The sequence below is a fragment of the Devosia sp. LC5 genome (genome assembly GCF_000735585.1).
In the GTDB taxonomy this organism is placed as follows: domain Bacteria; phylum Pseudomonadota; class Alphaproteobacteria; order Rhizobiales; family Devosiaceae; genus Devosia.
Map to the genome: position 1 here is coordinate 46,494 of NZ_JNNO01000034.1, position 15,553 is coordinate 62,046.

A 15,553-nucleotide genomic window follows, 5' to 3' on the forward strand; every position below is an offset into this window, starting at 1 on the left:
TCACGCGTAGCGGATGCGCGGGTCGAACCACGCCAGCAGGATATCGGAGACCAGCGTGCCGATGACGGTAAAGACGCTGAGGATGAGAATGAAGCTGCCTGCCAGATACATGTCCTGCATCTTGAGGGCCTGCAGCAGCAACGGCCCGGTGGTGGGCAGGTTGAGCACGACGGCAGTGATCACGTCGCCCGAGAACAAAGCCGGCAGCGACCAGCCGACGGTGGAGATGAAGGGATTGAGCGCCACGCGCACGGGGTAGTTCCACACCACCTGGCGTTCGGAAAGGCCCTGGGCATAGGCGGTCTCGACATAGGGCTTGCCCAATTCGTCGAGCATATTGGCACGCATGACGCGGATGAGGCCAGCCGCGCCGCCTGTCGCCAGCACGACCAGCGGAATCCACAGATGGGAGAGCAGGTTGACGACTTTGTCCCAGCTCCAGGGGGCGTTCTGATATTGCGGGGAGAACAGCCCGCCCACATCGATATGCAGATACATGAAGCCGATCCACATCAGGATCAGCGCGAGCAGGAAATCGGGCACGCCCTTGCCGAGGAAGCCGAAGACGGTGAAGAGGTGGTCGAGAATGGAATATTGCCGCGTGGCGGAATAGACGCCGACCGGAATGGCGATGATCCAGGTGAAGACTAGGCTGAGCGAGGAAATGGCGAGAGTGAGCGCCAGCCGATCCCAGATCAGGCTGCCCACAGGTGCATTCCATTCCAGGGAATGGCCGAAATCGCCACGGAACACGATATTGGAAATCCAGCGCCAATATTGCACCAGAATGGGGTCATTGAGCCCCAGATTCTGCCGCATGATCGCTTCCTGCGCGATGGAAATATAGTCGCCCTGCTGGCGCAACTGGGCCGCATAGGAGGTGACGTAATCGCCCGGCGGCAGCTGGATGATGACGAAGGATATGAACGAGATAAAGATCAGCGTCGGTATCGCCAGAAGCGCACGCCGCCCGATAAAGGCAATCATACTGCAGTTCTCTCCCCTTGCCGGCACGCCACGGCCCGGCTTGGAGTCCGGGCCGTGGGGCCGAGATGGCGCGCGGGCCGAGGGCTCCGCGCGCCTATGCGTCTATCAGGGCTGGTCGAGCCAGAACTGCTGGGTGCGGGCCAGACCAATGCCGCGGAAGATGTCGTCCTGCACCAGATCGGGCTGCACGTTTTGCATGGTGTTGCCCACGATATTGACCACCGGGCCTTCGCCATAGACGCCGATCACCCAACCCTGTTCGGTAAAGATGCGGGCCATTTCGTTGACCGAGACATCGGCTTCATCGATTGAGGCCGATTGCGAGGCCTTGTCCCACAGCGCCCAGATCTCGCGGACCGGATCGTCAGCGGGTGGCTCGATGCCTTCGGCGCCGTCCGTGCTGTACCATTTGAAATATTCGTTGCCGTAACCGTCCCAGCCCATCAGGCGGCGTGGGTCGGCGGGCAGAAAGGTCATGCGGTCGAACGGGATCCAGTGCATCTGGAAATCGTTATTGGCCCGGTTATTGTCCCATTGCGTGCGGTCGATGACGCGGGGCAGCATTTCAATGCCCACTTCGGCATAGTTTTCGGTCAGCAATTCCAGTGTCTTGGCATGGGCCGCGTCGCTGGTTTCGACCACTAGGCTGAAGCGCTTGCCATCCGCGCGCAGCCGGAAGCCCTGGGCGTCGCGTTCGGTCAGCCCCGCCTCATCGAGCAATTGATCGGCCAGGTCCGGATCGTATTCGGTCCAATGGGTGGCGAGCTCTTCATTGTAATATTGCGTGCCGGTCACCGGCGCCGCCTGGATCGGCTGGGCCATGCCCGATTGGGTCAATTCGATGATCAGCTCGCGATCGACCGCGACCGAAAGCGCCTCACGCACCTTCTCGTCGGCGAACAGGGCGGCCAGCACCTCGTCCTTGACGGTCATGTTGGGCACCAGCGACCAGATATTGGTGTCCTTCCAATTGACCGTATGATAGCCGCCGCGCTCCTCGTTTTCCTTGTAGAAGGTGAAATTGGTGAGGGTCAGCCCGCGATCCTGCATGTCCAGCTGTCCCTGGGCGATCATCAGGTTGAGCGTTTCGGGATCCTGATAGAGGCGGTGTTCGATGCGGTCGATATAGGGGAGCTGGTTGCCCTCCTGATCGACGGCGTAATAATAGGGATTGCGCACCATCACGACCGTATCGGCCGGTGGCGGCGTCTCGATCTTCCAGGCGGTGATCACGGGAAGGTCGGGATTGGACCACCAGGCGGTCGCCGCGCCCTTGGAGCCCCAAAGATCGGTCCAGGCCGCAACGTTGAACTTCTTGGCCGCTGCTGCCAATTCCTCGTCGCTGGCATAATTGTTGTTGAATTGGCTCAGATAATGCTTGGGGAACAGGAAGCTGGGACGGTCCAGACTCGGCTCCCCGGTGGAATCCTTGGCCAGGATTTGCAGGAAATACACATAAGGCTGGGCGAATTTCACCTTGAAGGTGCGCTCATCCACCACTTCGAGTTCGAGCGGCACGCCGCCCGGGGCAAAGGTCGGCTCCAGCGTGGGCACGATCTCGCGGTTGAGGAAGATGTCATTGTACCAGAAGGCGACGTCTTCGGTGGTCACCGGCTCGCCATCGGACCATTTGAGGCCGTCCAGAAGAGTGAAGGTGAATTCGGTGGAATTCTCGTTGACGGAATAGCTCTCGATATAGCCCGGCGTCAGCACGGCGCCTCCGGCTTCGTCGGCGGTCCATTTGAGGACGCGTTCTTCCATCAGCTTGGTGGGGCCCCAGCGATCGCCCGGGCCACTGAAGGCGCGGCGCCAGATGCCGCCATATTGGCCAACCTCGAGGGCGTTGACCACGGTCGGCTTGACCGGCAGGCGCTCATCGACCGGCGGCAGGCTGCCGGCTTCGACCAGCTCGGTCAGCATCGGGGCTTCCTGGAAGGCCCAGGCCAGACCGCTCAGCCCGCTCGTACACAGGATGCCGGTTGCCAAAGCTGCAACCCATTTCTTGGAATTCATCGTCTCAATCCTCCCCCAACATGAACTGGGTTCCCTCGGCGAGGCGCTATGCCCGGCCTGTGATTTTGCGCAGGAATAGCCTCGTCACAATAAAAATATTTGCATGAGATAGATCCTCCCGCCGGCAGGACATTCGAAACCGGCGCGATTTCCTCGTCTTTCCGGTGGCTTCTGCCGCTGCACTTTCATAATTGCGTCACTCGTCGTATGAATCAACTAGAAAAATTTTGCACGAATGGCATTATGCCGCCTAGCAGAGGGGAAGGGGTCCATCTTGAATGGAAGATTGGCAGATAAATCAATCGCCTAGCGAACAACGGCCGGATCCGGCAAATTTAACCAAGGTACGTGCCTCAAATCCGGCATCGCGCCAGCTGCGCCAATTGGCCGAGATATTGATCGAGGGGGGGGCGCTGCAACGCCCCGCCTTGGCCAAGCGGGTCGGGATTTCCAAACAGGCCGTATCCGAATTGCTATCGGTGCTGGAACAGCGCGGACTGGTGCAGGTGGCCGGGACGATCAATGGCCTGCCGGGGCGCTCCAGCCTGAGCTATGCGCTGCGGCCCGATGCGGCTTTGGCGCTGGGCTTTGATATCGGGGGTACCAAGATTGCTGCTGCCCTGGTCGATCTGCGCGGCAAGGTGCTGGCCGAAACTGTCGTGCCGACCGCCCTTGGCGGGCTTGACCAATTGGTCAGGCAATTGGTGGACCTGGCCGATAGCCTGACGAGGACCGCCGGGGCGCAACGGTTTCGCGTGCAGGCCTGTACCGTGGGTGTGCCGGCCGCGGTCAATCCGGCTACTGGTATTTTGAACCTTGCGGCCAATTTGCCCGGTCTGGTTGCGGTGGATTTGCATGCCCGGCTGACCAGGGCGCTGAATTGTCCGGTCTCGATCGAGAATGACGTCAACCTGGCGCTACTGGGGGAAGTTGCCAGCGGCAGCGGGCAGGGCAAGCGCGACATCGCCTTTATCGCCTTGGGCACCGGGGTCGGTGCGGGGCTGATGGTCAATGGCCGGCTATTGCGTGGCGCCACCGGCGGGGCCGGGGAAATCGCCTATCTGCCGCTGCCCGATCATCGCACTACGGCGCGCTCGCTGGCGCAGGGGCATTTTGAAACCATGGTGGGCGAGGCCGGGATTCGCGAAGCCTTTGCCCGGCGCGGCGGGGCAGAGGATGTGTCGGTCCGGACGATTTTCGATCTCGCTACATCGGGCGACGCGCGGGCGCTGCAGACCATCGACGAGTTGGCGGGGCATGTCGCGTTGGGCATCGTGTCGCTGATTGCGCTGGTCGATCCCGAACTGGTGGTGCTGGGTGGCAGTGTTGGCGCGCGGCCCGAGCTGATTGAGCGGGTGCAGGCGGAATTGGCGGCGCGCTTTGAGCGGCCGGTGCCGATTGTGGCGAGTAATACCGGCTCGCGCGCGGGATTGGCCGGGGCGCTGGAGACGGCGCGGCGGCATTTGCTGGCGGATTTGTTCGGGGAGGAATGAGGGGGCTAAATCAGTCGCCGTGCGCTGTTGCGGATGGTCAGGCGGCAGCCCAGTTCCAGGCGGTGGGCGGGAGGATGCTGGGCGGCGTTGACGATGCGCTGCTCGAGCAGATGCAGGGCGGCGGTGCCCATATGTTCGAGCGGCACGCTGACCGTGGTGAGGCTGGGCGTGGTCAATTCGCCGATGGCCACTCCGTCAAAGCCGACAATGGAGACGTCGCGCGGCGAGGCCAGCCCGGCCTTGCCCAGCGCAGCGAGCGCGCCCAGCGCCAGGTTGTCGGCGGCGCAGAAGATCGCTGTCACCCCGCCCAGCCCGTCATGCCCGGTCAGCCAGGCGGTGAGCGCCGCTTCCCCCTGATCGGGCAGAAAGCCTTCGGCCAGATGGATATGGGCGGTGTCGAGCGGCAGGCCGTTGGCGCGGAAGGCGTCGAGAAAACCGTCGCGGCGGCGGCGAATGGTCGAGCGGCCCTCCCAGGTCAGGTGCAGGATCGAGCGGTGGCCTTCCTCGATCAGCCAATTGGTGGCGTAGCGGGCGGCAAAGCGATTGCCAGGCGTGACGCTGTCGATCTGCATTTCATGGTCTTCGCCATTGATCAGTACGGCGGGAATTTCCGAAGCCGCGATGTCGTGCAGCACCTCGCGGCGGTCTTCGCTGAGCAGCAAGATGCCATCGACCTCGGCGGCTCGCGCTTCGGCCACTATCTTGTCGCCGCTGATATCAGGGCGGTCGATTTCGATGGGCACGACGCGAATGGCACGCCGCTCGCATTCGCGCATCAGCGAGCTGAGCAGCGTCCAGGAGAAGAGGTTGAATTCATTATGCGGCAGCGTATCGCTGGGCACGGCCAGAAGAATGGATCGCAGCACGGCGATCGAGGCTTTTTCCCGCCGCTTGGCGAGATAGCCCAATTGGCCGGCAGCATCGAGCACGCGGGCGCGGACCTCGGGCGAGATGGGCGCGGTGCCATTGAGCACATGCGACACGGTCGAAATGGCCACATCGGCCTGTAGCGCGATTTCCTTGAAACCCACTTTCTTGTGCACCGGCTTCATCCTGGCACCATGCGGCGCGCCATGCCGCCGCCCAGGAACATATTGGCCGGGTCCTTGAGATCGATAGGACCACGCGGATCGGGGAAATCGTGCAGGAGCGAGCTGCCCTGGGGCGCCCAGCCCAGCCCATTGTCGGGCGGGTTGGTGAAGAAGGCGCCCGGATTGTCCGAGATGCCGTAAAGGGTCTGGCAGCCCAGCTCGTCCACGCTGAGCGCCTGGCCGACCATGCGCGCCAAATCAGTGGGATCGCACCAATTGCGGGATTCGCGCGGTGTCTTCGGCTTGTGGGCCGAGCAGATGCGAATCGACAGCGATTGCACGCCGTATTTGTCAAAATAGAACCGGGCCAGGTTCTCCCCGAAAGCCTTGGAGACGCCGTACAGCGTGTCGGGGCGATAGGGCATGTCCACCGGCAGCGGCGCTCGCGCCGTGGGGTAGAAGCCGGCCACGTGATAGGACGAGGCATAGATCACCCGGCCCACGCCATGGCGGCGGGCGGCCTCGAAAATATTGTAGCAGCCCATGATATTGGCGCGCAGGATGAGGTCCCAATCGCCCTCATTGGCCATGCCGCCCAGATGCAGCACGGCATCGGGCTTTTGGGCCATCAGCGCATCGATGGCTGCGGCATCGGCCAGGTCGGCCAGCGCGATATCAGTGCCATCGGGCGCGGGGCGCATATCGGTGGCCAGCACAATGTGGCCCTGCGCGACAAGCGCTGGACGGAGCTGTGTTCCCAGATAGCCGGAGGCTCCGGTGAGCAGGATGCGGGACATGGAACCGAAGCCCTTATGCGCGCCGGAAAGTGCTGGCGTGGCACGATTGCCGATTGAGCGGTGCAAAAGTTGGTATGACTAATCCGGCCGTGAGGCAAGATAGCGTCGAGGGGGCAGGAGGCCCGAATCGGGAGCATGCCGGTGAGCGAGACAGCGCGTGAGCAATTGGCCCTGGGGCCCGTGACATTTCTGGTGCGCGAGCGCTTCGGGGTGGGAGAAAGCCCGGTCTGGGACGGGGCGCATGACCGGCTCTGGTGGTGCGATATCGAAGCGGGCGTGATCCATGCGCTCTCACTGGGCGACGGCACCCGGCAGGCGCTGCGCTTTGACGAGCCGGTGGGCAGTTTTGGCCTTGCCGGTCCCGGTCAATTGGTGGTGGCGTTCCGGCGCACGGTCGAACTGGTGGATATCCAAAGTGGGCGGCGGACGCCGCTTGCGGCGGTGGAACATGCAAAGCCCAATATGCGCTTCAATGACGGCAAGGTGGGGCCGGACGGCGCCTTTTATGTCGGCAGCATGGACTTTGGCAGCGCTGGCGAGCCGGAAGGGCGCCTCTATCGCGTCACGCCCGAGGGCGAAGTCAGTGTGCTGGCGAGCGGGGTGACCATTGCCAATGGGCTGGCCTGGAACCGGGAGGCGAACACGCTCTATCACTCCGATTCGCGCGGGCAAATGTGGGTGGATGCCTGGGATTTCGATGCCGCCAATGGGCGCATTGCCAATCGCCGCCGGCTGCGCGACCGCGACGAGACCAATGGCCGCGCCGATGGCGCTGCTTGCGATATGGATGGCTATTACTGGTCCGCTGCACCGAGCCGCAGCCGCATCAACCGCATTGCGCCCGATGGTACGCTGGCCGGCTGGGTCGACTTGCCGCTGAGCCATCCAACTATGCCCTGTTTCGGCGGCGCCGATATGCGCACGATATTTGTCACCAGCCTGAATTCAGGCGGCGACACCGAGGGCCGGGACGGTGTGGTGCAATTCCGCGCCGCGGTGCCCGGCGTGCCGGTCTGCCGGTTTGGATTTCCGCAGGGATAAAGGGTTGAGCATCGCGCCGTGCCGTCCTAGCCTGCCGCGCCGGCAAGGAGAGGCGCCGATGACCCCGTTTTACCATCTGCTGGGCAATAATCTGATTGCCAACATAACCAACTTCACCGTGTGGTTCGCACTGACCTTCTGGGTCTATATCGAGACCCAATCGGTGTTCGCCACCGGCATGATCGCTGGCGTTTATCTGGTGTTCACGGCCGGGTTCGGCTTCTGGCTGGGCAGCATTGTCGATCACAATCCCAAAAAGCTCGCCATGCTGGGCTCGAGCGTGGTGTCGGCCGCCTTCTATGCCGTGTCGCTGGCGCTGTTGCTGCTTTCGCCGGCCGAGGCCTTCACCAATCCCTATAGCCCACAGCTGTGGATCTTCGTGTTCCTCGTCATGCTGGGCGTCATTGCCGGCAATATCCGCTCCATTGCGCTGCCCACCCTGGTCACGATCCTCATTCCTGAAGACCGGCGCGACAAGGCCAATGGGCTGGTCGGCATGGTCTCCGGCATCGGGTTTTTGACCACCTCGGTGATCAGTGGGTTCCTCGTGGCCTGGGGTGGCATGGTGGCGACGCTGTCGCTGGCGCTGGTTTTGACCCTGCTGGCCTTTGCCCATCTGTTTCCGGTTCGGATCGATGAAGGGCGTGTCGAGGCGGTGCCGGGCGAACCGGTCGAGCCCAAGCGGGTCGATATCAAGGGCACGATTGCGGTAATCGCCGCCGTGCCGGGCCTGTTCGCGCTGATCTTTTTTGCCACCTTCAACAATTTCCTGGGCGGCATATTCATGGCGCTGCTGGACGCCTATGGCCTGTCGCTGGTGTCGGTGCAGGTCTGGGGCCTGCTGCTCGGCGTGCTGTCGACGGCGTTCATCCTGAGCGGGATCATTATCGCCAGGACCGGGCTGGGCAAGAATCCGCTACGCACGCTGCTGTTGGTCAACCTGATCACCTGGTCGGTATGCTGCGTCTTTACCATCCAGCCTTCGATCTGGCTTTTGGCCGTTGGGTGTTTCATCTGGATGCTGCTGAGCCCCTATGCCGAGGCCGCCGAACACACGACCCTGCAAAAGGTGGTGCCGCTGGAACGGCAGGGTCGCGTCTTCGGTTTTGCCCAATCGGTCGAACAGGCGGCGTCCCCGTTGACCGCCTTCCTGATCGGCCCACTGACCCAATTCATCGTTATTCCATTCATGACCGATGGCGCGGGCGCCGATGCCATTGGCGGCTGGTTCGGCACTGGTCCGGCGCGGGGCATTGCGCTGGTGTTTACCGTTGCGGGCATCGTGGGCGTGGTCGTGACCCTATTGGCGCTGCGCTCGAAATATTACCGCCAGCTTTCGGCGGCCTATGCCGGCAGCTCGGACGACGACGACCTTGACGGGGAGGGCGCCAAGGCCAGCCCGGCTTGACTTAACAGGCGCGACAGGATTGATGTCTAAATATGACTTTAATTGTCATTTTATGGACCAAAGATGATCACTCGCCGCTTGTTCTCGCTTCTGGCCATCCCGGCCGTGCTGACGCTGCTCGTGCCCGCCGCCTTCGCCCGGGACATTACTCACATCATGGGCACGACAGCCGTGTCCGACGCGCCGCTGCGCATCGTCGCCCTTACCAACGAAGCGACCGAAGACCTGCTGGCGCTGGGCATCGTGCCGGTCGGCGCGGTTCGCTCGGCCAATGCCAATCCATGGTTCGACCATGTCGCGGCCCGATTGGCCGATACGGTAGTGGCCGGCGAGGAGCTGGCGCCCGACATGGAAACCATCGCGGCGCTCCGGCCCGACCTGATCATCGGCAACAAGAAGCGGCACGAAAAGATCTACGACCAGCTTTCGGCCATCGCCCCCACCGTGTTTGTCGAGAACATTACTGGCCAGTGGCGGGAGAATCTGGCGGTCTATGCCGAGGCCGCCGGCAAGACCGCGGAAGCCGAAGTCGCGCTGGCTGACTATCAGCGCCGGGTGACCGCCATCCAGTCGGCGCTGGGCGAACGCCGCTCCGAAAAGGTGGGGTTGGTGCGCTTCATCGCCGGGCAAAATTACGCCTATAACAATGACAGTTTTTCCGGTTCGATCCTGCGCGATATCGGCTTCGGCCGGCCGCAGGCCCAGGACAGACCCGGCCTGGCCGAGCCGATCACCAAGGAACGCATTCCCGAACTCGATGGCGACCGGCTGCTGTATTTTTCCTACGAGACCGGGGACGGGCTGGCGCTCGAGGAGGAACAGAACTGGCTGGGCGATCCGCTCTGGCAGAACCTGGCAGTGGCCAAGACCGGCCATGTCTATGGTGTGTCCGACACGGTGTGGGCGACCGCCGGCGGGATTCTGGCGGCCCATCTGGCGCTGGATGACATCGAGCGCATTTACGGGATCGCTTCGACGCGCTGATTGCGGCCCGCCTGTGGCCCGGTCAAGCCAGCAACAGATTGTCGATGAGCCGCGTGCTGCCCAGATGCGCGGCGACGGCGAGGAGGGCGCCTTCGGGGCCGATCGTGGAGATGGGTTCAAGGCTCTGGGGGTGGCGTACTTCCCAATATTGCGGGGCGATGCGCGGCTCGGTGGCAAGGCTTGCCCGACCGATGGCGGCAAGCGTGACGGCGTGGCGTTCGCCGCCCTCGAAGGCCTTGCGCGCCGCCTCAAGGCTTCTGAAGATCGCCGGAGCTGCCTGGCGGTCGGCGGGTTCGAGATAGATATTGCGCGAACTCAGCGCCAGCCCGTCGGCTTCGCGCACAATGGGGCCACGCAGGATCTGCACGCGCAGGTTGAGATCGCGCACCATGCGCTCGATAACCACGCATTGCTGGGCGTCCTTCTGGCCGAATACGGCGAGGTCCGGCGCAACAATATTGAAGAGCTTGAGTACCACCGTGGTGACGCCCCGGAAATGGCCGGGCCGCACGGCGCCGCAGAGATGGCTCGAAACGCTGTCCTCGGTGACGAAGGTGGAAGCATCAGGCGGATAAAGCTCATGCACCGGCGGCAGGAACACCGCGTCCACCCCCGCCGCTTCGAGCAGGGCGAGATCCTGTTCGATGGGACGGGGATATTTGCTCAGATCCTCATTGGGTCCGAATTGCAGCGGGTTGACGAAAATGCTGGCAATGGTGCGGTCGGCATGGCGGCGGGCCAATTCCATCAGGCTGATATGGCCGGCATGTAGCGCCCCCATAGTGGGCACGAAGCCCAGTTTTTCGGTCCCGGGCAGGCTGTCGCGCCAGGCCCGGACCTCGGCAATGGTGCGCAATATTGTAATCATGCGATAAGGTCCCAGAGGCGTTTGGCAAGGTCCGTCTTGCTCATCACCGGCAGGGCAACGGCCTCGCCCCCGGCGCGGAACAGGGTGCCGCCATTGGTGGGCACGGAAAATCCGGTGGCGCTGGTTTCCCCGCTGCGGGCGACGGGATTGGCAAACAGGAAATCGAGTTTCTTGCCGTCGAGCTTCTTGCGGCCATTGGCTTCGACATCATCGGTTTCGGCGGCAAAGCCTAAAAACCACTGGCTGGTGGCGGCGTCCTTCAAGGCGCCCAGCACGTCCACCGAGGGCACCATATCGAGCGCCACGGCTTCGCTGGCGCGCTTGAGCTTATTGGCCGATGGCGTGGCCACGCGGTAGTCCAGCACCGCTGCGGTGGCGATCACGCCATTGACCTGCGGCAGGAAGCCCAGTGCGGCCTGCGCCATCTCTTCGGCGGTGTGCACCTCGACCAGAGTCAGGCGAGTGGCGCTGTCCTTGGGCGGAACCGGGCGCACCACGCCCTTGTCCACGCCCAGCACATAGCGCACCGCGGCGCCGCGCCGCAACGCTTCCTCGGCCATGGCCGCGCCCATGCGGCCGGTGGAGTGGTTGGTGATGTAGCGCACCGCGTCGATCGGGCTGGTGGTGGGGCCGGCGGTGATCAGTACTGTCGTGCCGGCAAGGTCGGTTTCGGGTTGGATCAGGGCCGCTTCGATGGCGCCGACAATGGCGGGGATGGGCGCCAGCTTGCCGATCCCCACTTCGCCGCAGGCCAGCGTTCCGGCGGCCGGATCGATCACGCCGACGCCGCGCTGCAGCAGGGTTTGCAGGTGGTCCTGGGTGGCGGGATGCTCCCACATCACGGTGTTCATGGCCGGAGCGATCAGCACGGGTGCCTTGGTTGCCAAGGCCACCGTGGTCAGCAGGTCATCGGCCAGGCCCAGCGCCAGCTTGGCCAGCACATTGGCGGTCGCCGGGGCGACGACGAAGACATCGGCCCAGCGCGCCAGATCGATATGCTCGGTGCCTGAAATGTCGGCCCCGAAAAGGTCCGACTTAACCGGCCGCCCGCTCAGCGTTTCGAGTACCAAGGGGGTGATGAATTGCTGGGCGCTGGCGCTCAGGATGCATTGCACCTGATGACCCCGCTTGGTGAGATCGGAGACCACGTCGGCCATTTTGTAGGCCGAGATGCTGCCGGTGACGGCGATGAGGATGTTACTGGCCAAGGGAGGAATCCTTTGGGGCTTTGACCTCTGCGATATAGGCAGTGGCAGCGGCGCGGACAATCGCGGCGACATCGGCCTTTGGCTTGGCAAAGCTGGGCGGCGGGGTGACGCTCAGCCCGATCAGGTCATTGATCACCAGCACCTGCCCGGCGCAATCGGGACCCGAACCGATGCCGATCGTGGGGATATCCAGCAGGCGGGTAATCTCGGCGGCCAGTTCGGGCACGAGAAATTCCAGCACGATGGCAAAGGCGCCGGCCTGCTGCAGCGCCTTGGCGGCCGCGGTCAGTTCGCGCGCCTCTTCCTGCTGCTTGCCGTGGCGGTAATAGCCGCCCAATTGATGCACCGATTGCGGCGTCAGCCCGATATGGGCCATGACGGCAATGCCCTGTACCACCAGCCGGGCAACGATCGGCGCGGCTGCCGCCCCGCCCTCGATCTTGACCGCCTGGACGCCCGTTTGCTGCAGGAGCGTGACCGCATTGCGCAGGGCAGTATCGGGATCGCTCGCGGTGCCGAAGGGCAGGTCGCACACCACCAGCGCGTGATTGGTGCCGCGCTGCACGGCGGCCGCGTGGCGGATCATGTCGTCCAGCGTGACGGGCAGGGTGGTTTCATGCCCCAGCACCACATTGCCCAGGCTATCGCCGACCAACAGGATATCGATCCCCGCCTGGTCGAGCAGCGCCGCGGTCACATAATCATAGGCGGTGAGCATGGCGATATTCTCGCCGCTGCGCTTCTTGGCCCGTATATCGCGCGTGGTAAGGCGCTTGGCCTGGCTCTGGACAGACATGGCACTCCTTGCAGTGAGCGAAGACCACGTGCCCCCGCGCGCCTTCATTAATGCGTTCGGGCGCTCAAGGCTATCCTCGCCGCCCAGCACGCCGGTGGATGGCAGGACGCTTTTGTTTTGCCTGTCGTCCAAATGTCATGTCCGGCTTCTAGATGGGCCGGATGACAACCATCATGCTCGACAATCTGACCAAGCGGTTCGGTGACAATCTGGCGGTGAACGCGGCCAGCTTTACGCTTGAGACGGGGTCTTTCACCGCCCTGTTGGGGCCTTCCGGCTGCGGCAAGACCACGCTGCTGAGATTGATTGCGGGCTTTGAGCAGCCGAGCGCCGGCACTGTTCATTTCAATGGCCGCCTGGTCGGCAGCCCCGGCACGATGGTGCCGCCCGAACGCCGGAGCCTAGGCGTGGTTTTTCAATCCTATGCGCTGTGGCCGCATATGGATGTCGCCGGCAATGTCGCCTATCCGCTGCAGGCGCGCGGCCTGGGGCGGGCGGCTATCGAGGAGCGTGTCGGCGCGGCGCTCGAGATGGTTTCCTTGACCGGCTTCGGACAGCGCGCCGTCGATGGCCTGTCGGGCGGTCAGCGCCAGCGCGTGGCGCTGGCACGGTGCCTCGTGACCGGCACCGATATCATTCTGCTCGATGAACCCTTAGCCAATCTCGACGTGCATCTGCGCGCCGAAATGCTGGACGTGTTTGCTCGCTTGCACGAAAAGACCGGTGCGACCATCGTGTTTGTGACGCATGACCAATCAGAGGCCTTGGCGCTGGCGGACCGGGTCGTCGTGCTGGACCGCGGCGTGGTGCAGCAATCGGGCCGTCCCGAGCAGCTTTATAACGAGCCGGCCAATGCGATGGTCGCGGGTTTTGTCGGTCGTGGGATGCTCGTGCCGGCGCTGGTGTCCGGGGGGCGTGTGATGCTGGCGGACCGGCCGGTTCCCGCTCGTGGTCAAGCGCAGGGCAGCAAGGCGACTTTGCTGCTGCGGCCGGAAAATCTGGCCCTGGCGGAGATTGGCGTTCCGGCCGCCGTCGTTGCCGCCCGCTATTCGGGGGCGGGTTATGACACAATTCTGCAATTGGCGAGTGGCCAGAATGTGCTGCTCACGGCCCGGGAGCGACTGGAGCCCGGCCGCCCGGTGCATTTTGCGGTCGAGGATGCCTGGATCGTGCCGGGCTGATCAGCGCCAGGGCAGCACACCCACCGGAAAGCGGCCGGACAGCCGATCGAGCGCTGCCAGCAGCACTATGATCACGATCAGGGTAATGACGGCCACTGCGGCTGCCTGCGGTGAGAGTCCCGATTCCTCAAGGCTGAACAGGATCACCCCGATAGTCTCGTTGCGGCTGGACCATAGCAGCGCCGAGACGGTCAGTTCATTGAAGGCGCTCATGAAGACCAGCAGCGCGCCCGCGGCCGCCGCCGGGGCAACGAGGGGCGCGGTGATCGTCAGCAGCCGCCTGATGGCGCCGGCGCCAGATGCCGCCGCCGCCTCGTTCAGGTCGGGCGGCAATTGCCCCAGCGCCGCCTCTACCGGCTTGAGGCCAAGAGCCGCAAATCGCATCAAATAGGCGATGAGGATGATCCACGGTGTCGGATAGAGGCTGCCCAGCAGCGGCAGCGGCCGCAGGAACAGCAGGATGCAGGCGATTGCCAGCACGATGCCCGGCAGGGCATAGGGCAATTCGAGCATGCCGTGTGACAGGCGCGCAAAGGCGCGGGGCAATTGCGCCATGCCCAGGGCCAGCGGCACGGCCAGCACTGCCAGGATGGCGGCGGCCAGGAGCGACAAATAGCTGGAATTGACGAAAGCCCGCATGGTGGAGGCCTGCCGCAATAGGACTTCCGCATAGTTGTCGAGCGTGACGGTGGCCGTCGAGAGCGCCACGCCATAGGCGGGCACGAGCGAGGTGGCGATGAGCGCTGCCGCCGGCAGCAACAGCGCGATGGACAGCGCCAGCATGCCGGTGATGGCGGCCGGCCAACGCCAGTGCCCGAGCGCGAAGTGCATCGGCGTGCCGCGGGTCAGCGCGAACGGCCTGCGGCGCAGCGCCAGGCCTTGTGCGCCGATACCCAGGATGGCAATAGCGCAGATCAGCAGTGAGAGCCCCGCAACCTGCGGCAGCACGGTGGGCCCGTTGCTGGAAAGTTGCTGGTAGATCAGGGTCGCCAGCGTCAGGTAATTTTCCGGCATGCCCAATAGGGCTGGAATGCCGAAATTGCCGACGCCCGAGACAAAGGCCAGAGCCGCCGCTGCGATGACATAGGGCCTTAGCAGCGGCAGCACGACGCCGCTCAGTACCCGCGCCGGCCCCATGCCGGCGGCGCGGGCCGCCTCGACATAGTCGCGCGGTATCAGGATCAGCCCCGCGCGCAGGGTGATGAAGACAATGGGGGCGTGCTGGATTCCGAAGAGCACAATGATGCCGCTGCGCCCCAATAGGGGATTGGCTGTACCCGGCGGTGGCGCCAGGCCAACGGCGCCAAGCAGCGCGCTTGATGGGCCCAGCAGATGCATGAAGGCCAGCGCCATCACCTGTGGCGCAATCATCAGCGGCAGGATCAGCAGAAAGCCCTGCAGTTTGCGCAGCGGCATATCGGTGGCCGCAATCAGCAGCGCCAATGGTGCGCCAAGCACCAGCGCCAGCAGGGCACCGAATAGCGATGTATCGAGCGTGTTGAAAATAGCCCGCTGTGTGGCGCCGCGGGCAAGCCGGTCCAGCAGCAGGCTGGCATCAAATGTGCCCTCGATGAATAGCGCTGCCGCCACCAGGCGGCCGATGGGCAGGACCGCCAGCAACCCGACCGCAAGAAGAACAAGAGCGGCGGGCACCAGGGGGCCCGCCGCTCTATGGATGCGGCCGTCCGGCAGCGACAAGGGAGGAACCGTGCCGGCCAGCCGCATCGATGGCTTGGATGAAATCAC

At 63.8% G+C, this 15,553-nt stretch carries 13 protein-coding genes; 5 read left to right on the forward strand and 8 right to left on the reverse strand.

The features are described from left to right. Complete coding sequence (locus FF80_RS14820; RefSeq protein WP_035102036.1) at positions 1-987, reverse strand: ABC transporter permease; 987 nt, start codon at positions 985-987, stop codon at positions 1-3. A 105-nt stretch (positions 988-1,092) separates the two neighbouring features. Next, positions 1,093-3,000 carry an ABC transporter substrate-binding protein gene (locus FF80_RS14825; RefSeq protein ID WP_052153622.1) on the reverse strand — a complete coding sequence of 636 codons (1,908 nt, stop codon included), beginning with the start codon at positions 2,998-3,000 and terminating at the stop codon, positions 1,093-1,095. Positions 3,001-3,278: 278 nt separating this feature from the next. Here FF80_RS14825 and FF80_RS14830 point away from each other — a divergent pair, with 278 nt between their 5' ends. Beyond that, positions 3,279-4,493, forward strand: a complete 1,215-nt coding sequence (locus FF80_RS14830) for an ROK family transcriptional regulator (RefSeq protein WP_052153623.1) — start codon at positions 3,279-3,281, stop codon at positions 4,491-4,493. A 5-nt stretch (positions 4,494-4,498) separates the two neighbouring features. On the opposite strand, the gene FF80_RS14835 is transcribed toward FF80_RS14830, so the two are convergent. Continuing rightward, complete coding sequence (locus tag FF80_RS14835) at positions 4,499-5,545, reverse strand: LacI family DNA-binding transcriptional regulator (RefSeq protein WP_052153624.1); 1,047 nt, start codon at positions 5,543-5,545, stop codon at positions 4,499-4,501. After that, the gene (locus FF80_RS14840) at positions 5,542-6,321 is read right to left on the reverse strand and encodes an NAD(P)-dependent oxidoreductase (protein WP_035102038.1); all 780 of its coding nucleotides are present in this window, start codon (positions 6,319-6,321) and stop codon (positions 5,542-5,544) included. The genes FF80_RS14835 and FF80_RS14840 overlap by 4 nt, the downstream gene beginning before the upstream one ends. Before the next feature lie 141 nt (positions 6,322-6,462). On the opposite strand from FF80_RS14840, the gene FF80_RS14845 reads away from it, so the two are divergent. The 3 genes from FF80_RS14845 (at position 6,463) to FF80_RS14855 (ending at position 9,754) form a co-directional block, all read left to right on the forward strand. Further along, a complete protein-coding gene (locus tag FF80_RS14845) occupies positions 6,463-7,362 on the forward strand; it encodes an SMP-30/gluconolactonase/LRE family protein (protein WP_160172840.1) in 900 nt (299 codons plus the stop codon). A 58-nt stretch (positions 7,363-7,420) separates the two neighbouring features. Next, positions 7,421-8,770, forward strand: a complete 1,350-nt coding sequence (locus tag FF80_RS14850; RefSeq protein WP_035102039.1) for an MFS transporter — start codon at positions 7,421-7,423, stop codon at positions 8,768-8,770. 63 nt (positions 8,771-8,833) lie between these two features. Then, a complete protein-coding gene (locus FF80_RS14855; protein ID WP_035102041.1) occupies positions 8,834-9,754 on the forward strand; it encodes an iron-siderophore ABC transporter substrate-binding protein in 921 nt (306 codons plus the stop codon). A gap of 22 nt (positions 9,755-9,776) precedes the next feature. On the opposite strand, the gene panC is transcribed toward FF80_RS14855, so the two are convergent. From panC to panB, 3 genes are read right to left on the reverse strand one after another with little or no spacing between them, the layout of a single operon-like run. Next, positions 9,777-10,622 carry a pantoate--beta-alanine ligase gene (panC, locus tag FF80_RS14860; protein WP_035102043.1) on the reverse strand — a complete coding sequence of 282 codons (846 nt, stop codon included), beginning with the start codon at positions 10,620-10,622 and terminating at the stop codon, positions 9,777-9,779. After that, positions 10,619-11,830 (reverse strand): bifunctional phosphopantothenoylcysteine decarboxylase/phosphopantothenate--cysteine ligase CoaBC, encoded by a 1,212-nt coding sequence (coaBC, locus tag FF80_RS14865; protein ID WP_035102045.1) that lies wholly within the window; start codon positions 11,828-11,830, stop codon positions 10,619-10,621. Before coaBC ends, panC begins: the two co-directional genes overlap by 4 nt. Then, positions 11,820-12,626: a 3-methyl-2-oxobutanoate hydroxymethyltransferase gene (panB, locus tag FF80_RS14870; RefSeq protein ID WP_035102047.1), complete on the reverse strand. Its 807-nt coding sequence runs from the start codon at positions 12,624-12,626 to the stop codon at positions 11,820-11,822. Before panB ends, coaBC begins: the two co-directional genes overlap by 11 nt. A 161-nt stretch (positions 12,627-12,787) precedes the next feature. On the opposite strand from panB, the gene FF80_RS14875 reads away from it, so the two are divergent. After that, complete coding sequence (locus FF80_RS14875) at positions 12,788-13,807, forward strand: ABC transporter ATP-binding protein (RefSeq protein WP_035102332.1); 1,020 nt, start codon at positions 12,788-12,790, stop codon at positions 13,805-13,807. Here FF80_RS14875 and FF80_RS14880 read toward each other — a convergent pair whose 3' ends face one another. Beyond that, positions 13,808-15,553, reverse strand: coding sequence for an iron ABC transporter permease (locus FF80_RS14880; protein WP_244445786.1), 1,746 nt, complete (start codon positions 15,551-15,553; stop codon positions 13,808-13,810). It lies immediately after the preceding gene.

Excerpts from the sequence above, each read along its gene's own strand:
- FF80_RS14850 (WP_035102039.1), top strand. The coding sequence starts at position 7,421 with ATGACCCCGTTTTACCATCTGCTGGGCAATAATCTGATTGCCAACATA.
- panC (WP_035102043.1), bottom strand. The coding sequence starts at position 10,622 with ATGATTACAATATTGCGCACCATTGCCGAGGTCCGGGCCTGGCGCGAC.
- FF80_RS14835 (WP_052153624.1), bottom strand. The coding sequence starts at position 5,545 with ATGAAGCCGGTGCACAAGAAAGTGGGTTTCAAGGAAATCGCGCTACAG.
- FF80_RS14830 (WP_052153623.1), top strand. The coding sequence starts at position 3,279 with ATGGAAGATTGGCAGATAAATCAATCGCCTAGCGAACAACGGCCGGAT.
- FF80_RS14855 (WP_035102041.1), top strand. The coding sequence starts at position 8,834 with ATGATCACTCGCCGCTTGTTCTCGCTTCTGGCCATCCCGGCCGTGCTG.
- FF80_RS14840 (WP_035102038.1), bottom strand. The coding sequence starts at position 6,321 with ATGTCCCGCATCCTGCTCACCGGAGCCTCCGGCTATCTGGGAACACAG.
- panB (WP_035102047.1), bottom strand. The coding sequence starts at position 12,626 with ATGTCTGTCCAGAGCCAGGCCAAGCGCCTTACCACGCGCGATATACGG.
- FF80_RS14820 (WP_035102036.1), bottom strand. The coding sequence starts at position 987 with ATGATTGCCTTTATCGGGCGGCGTGCGCTTCTGGCGATACCGACGCTG.
- FF80_RS14825 (WP_052153622.1), bottom strand. The coding sequence starts at position 3,000 with ATGAATTCCAAGAAATGGGTTGCAGCTTTGGCAACCGGCATCCTGTGT.
- FF80_RS14875 (WP_035102332.1), top strand. The coding sequence starts at position 12,788 with ATGACAACCATCATGCTCGACAATCTGACCAAGCGGTTCGGTGACAAT.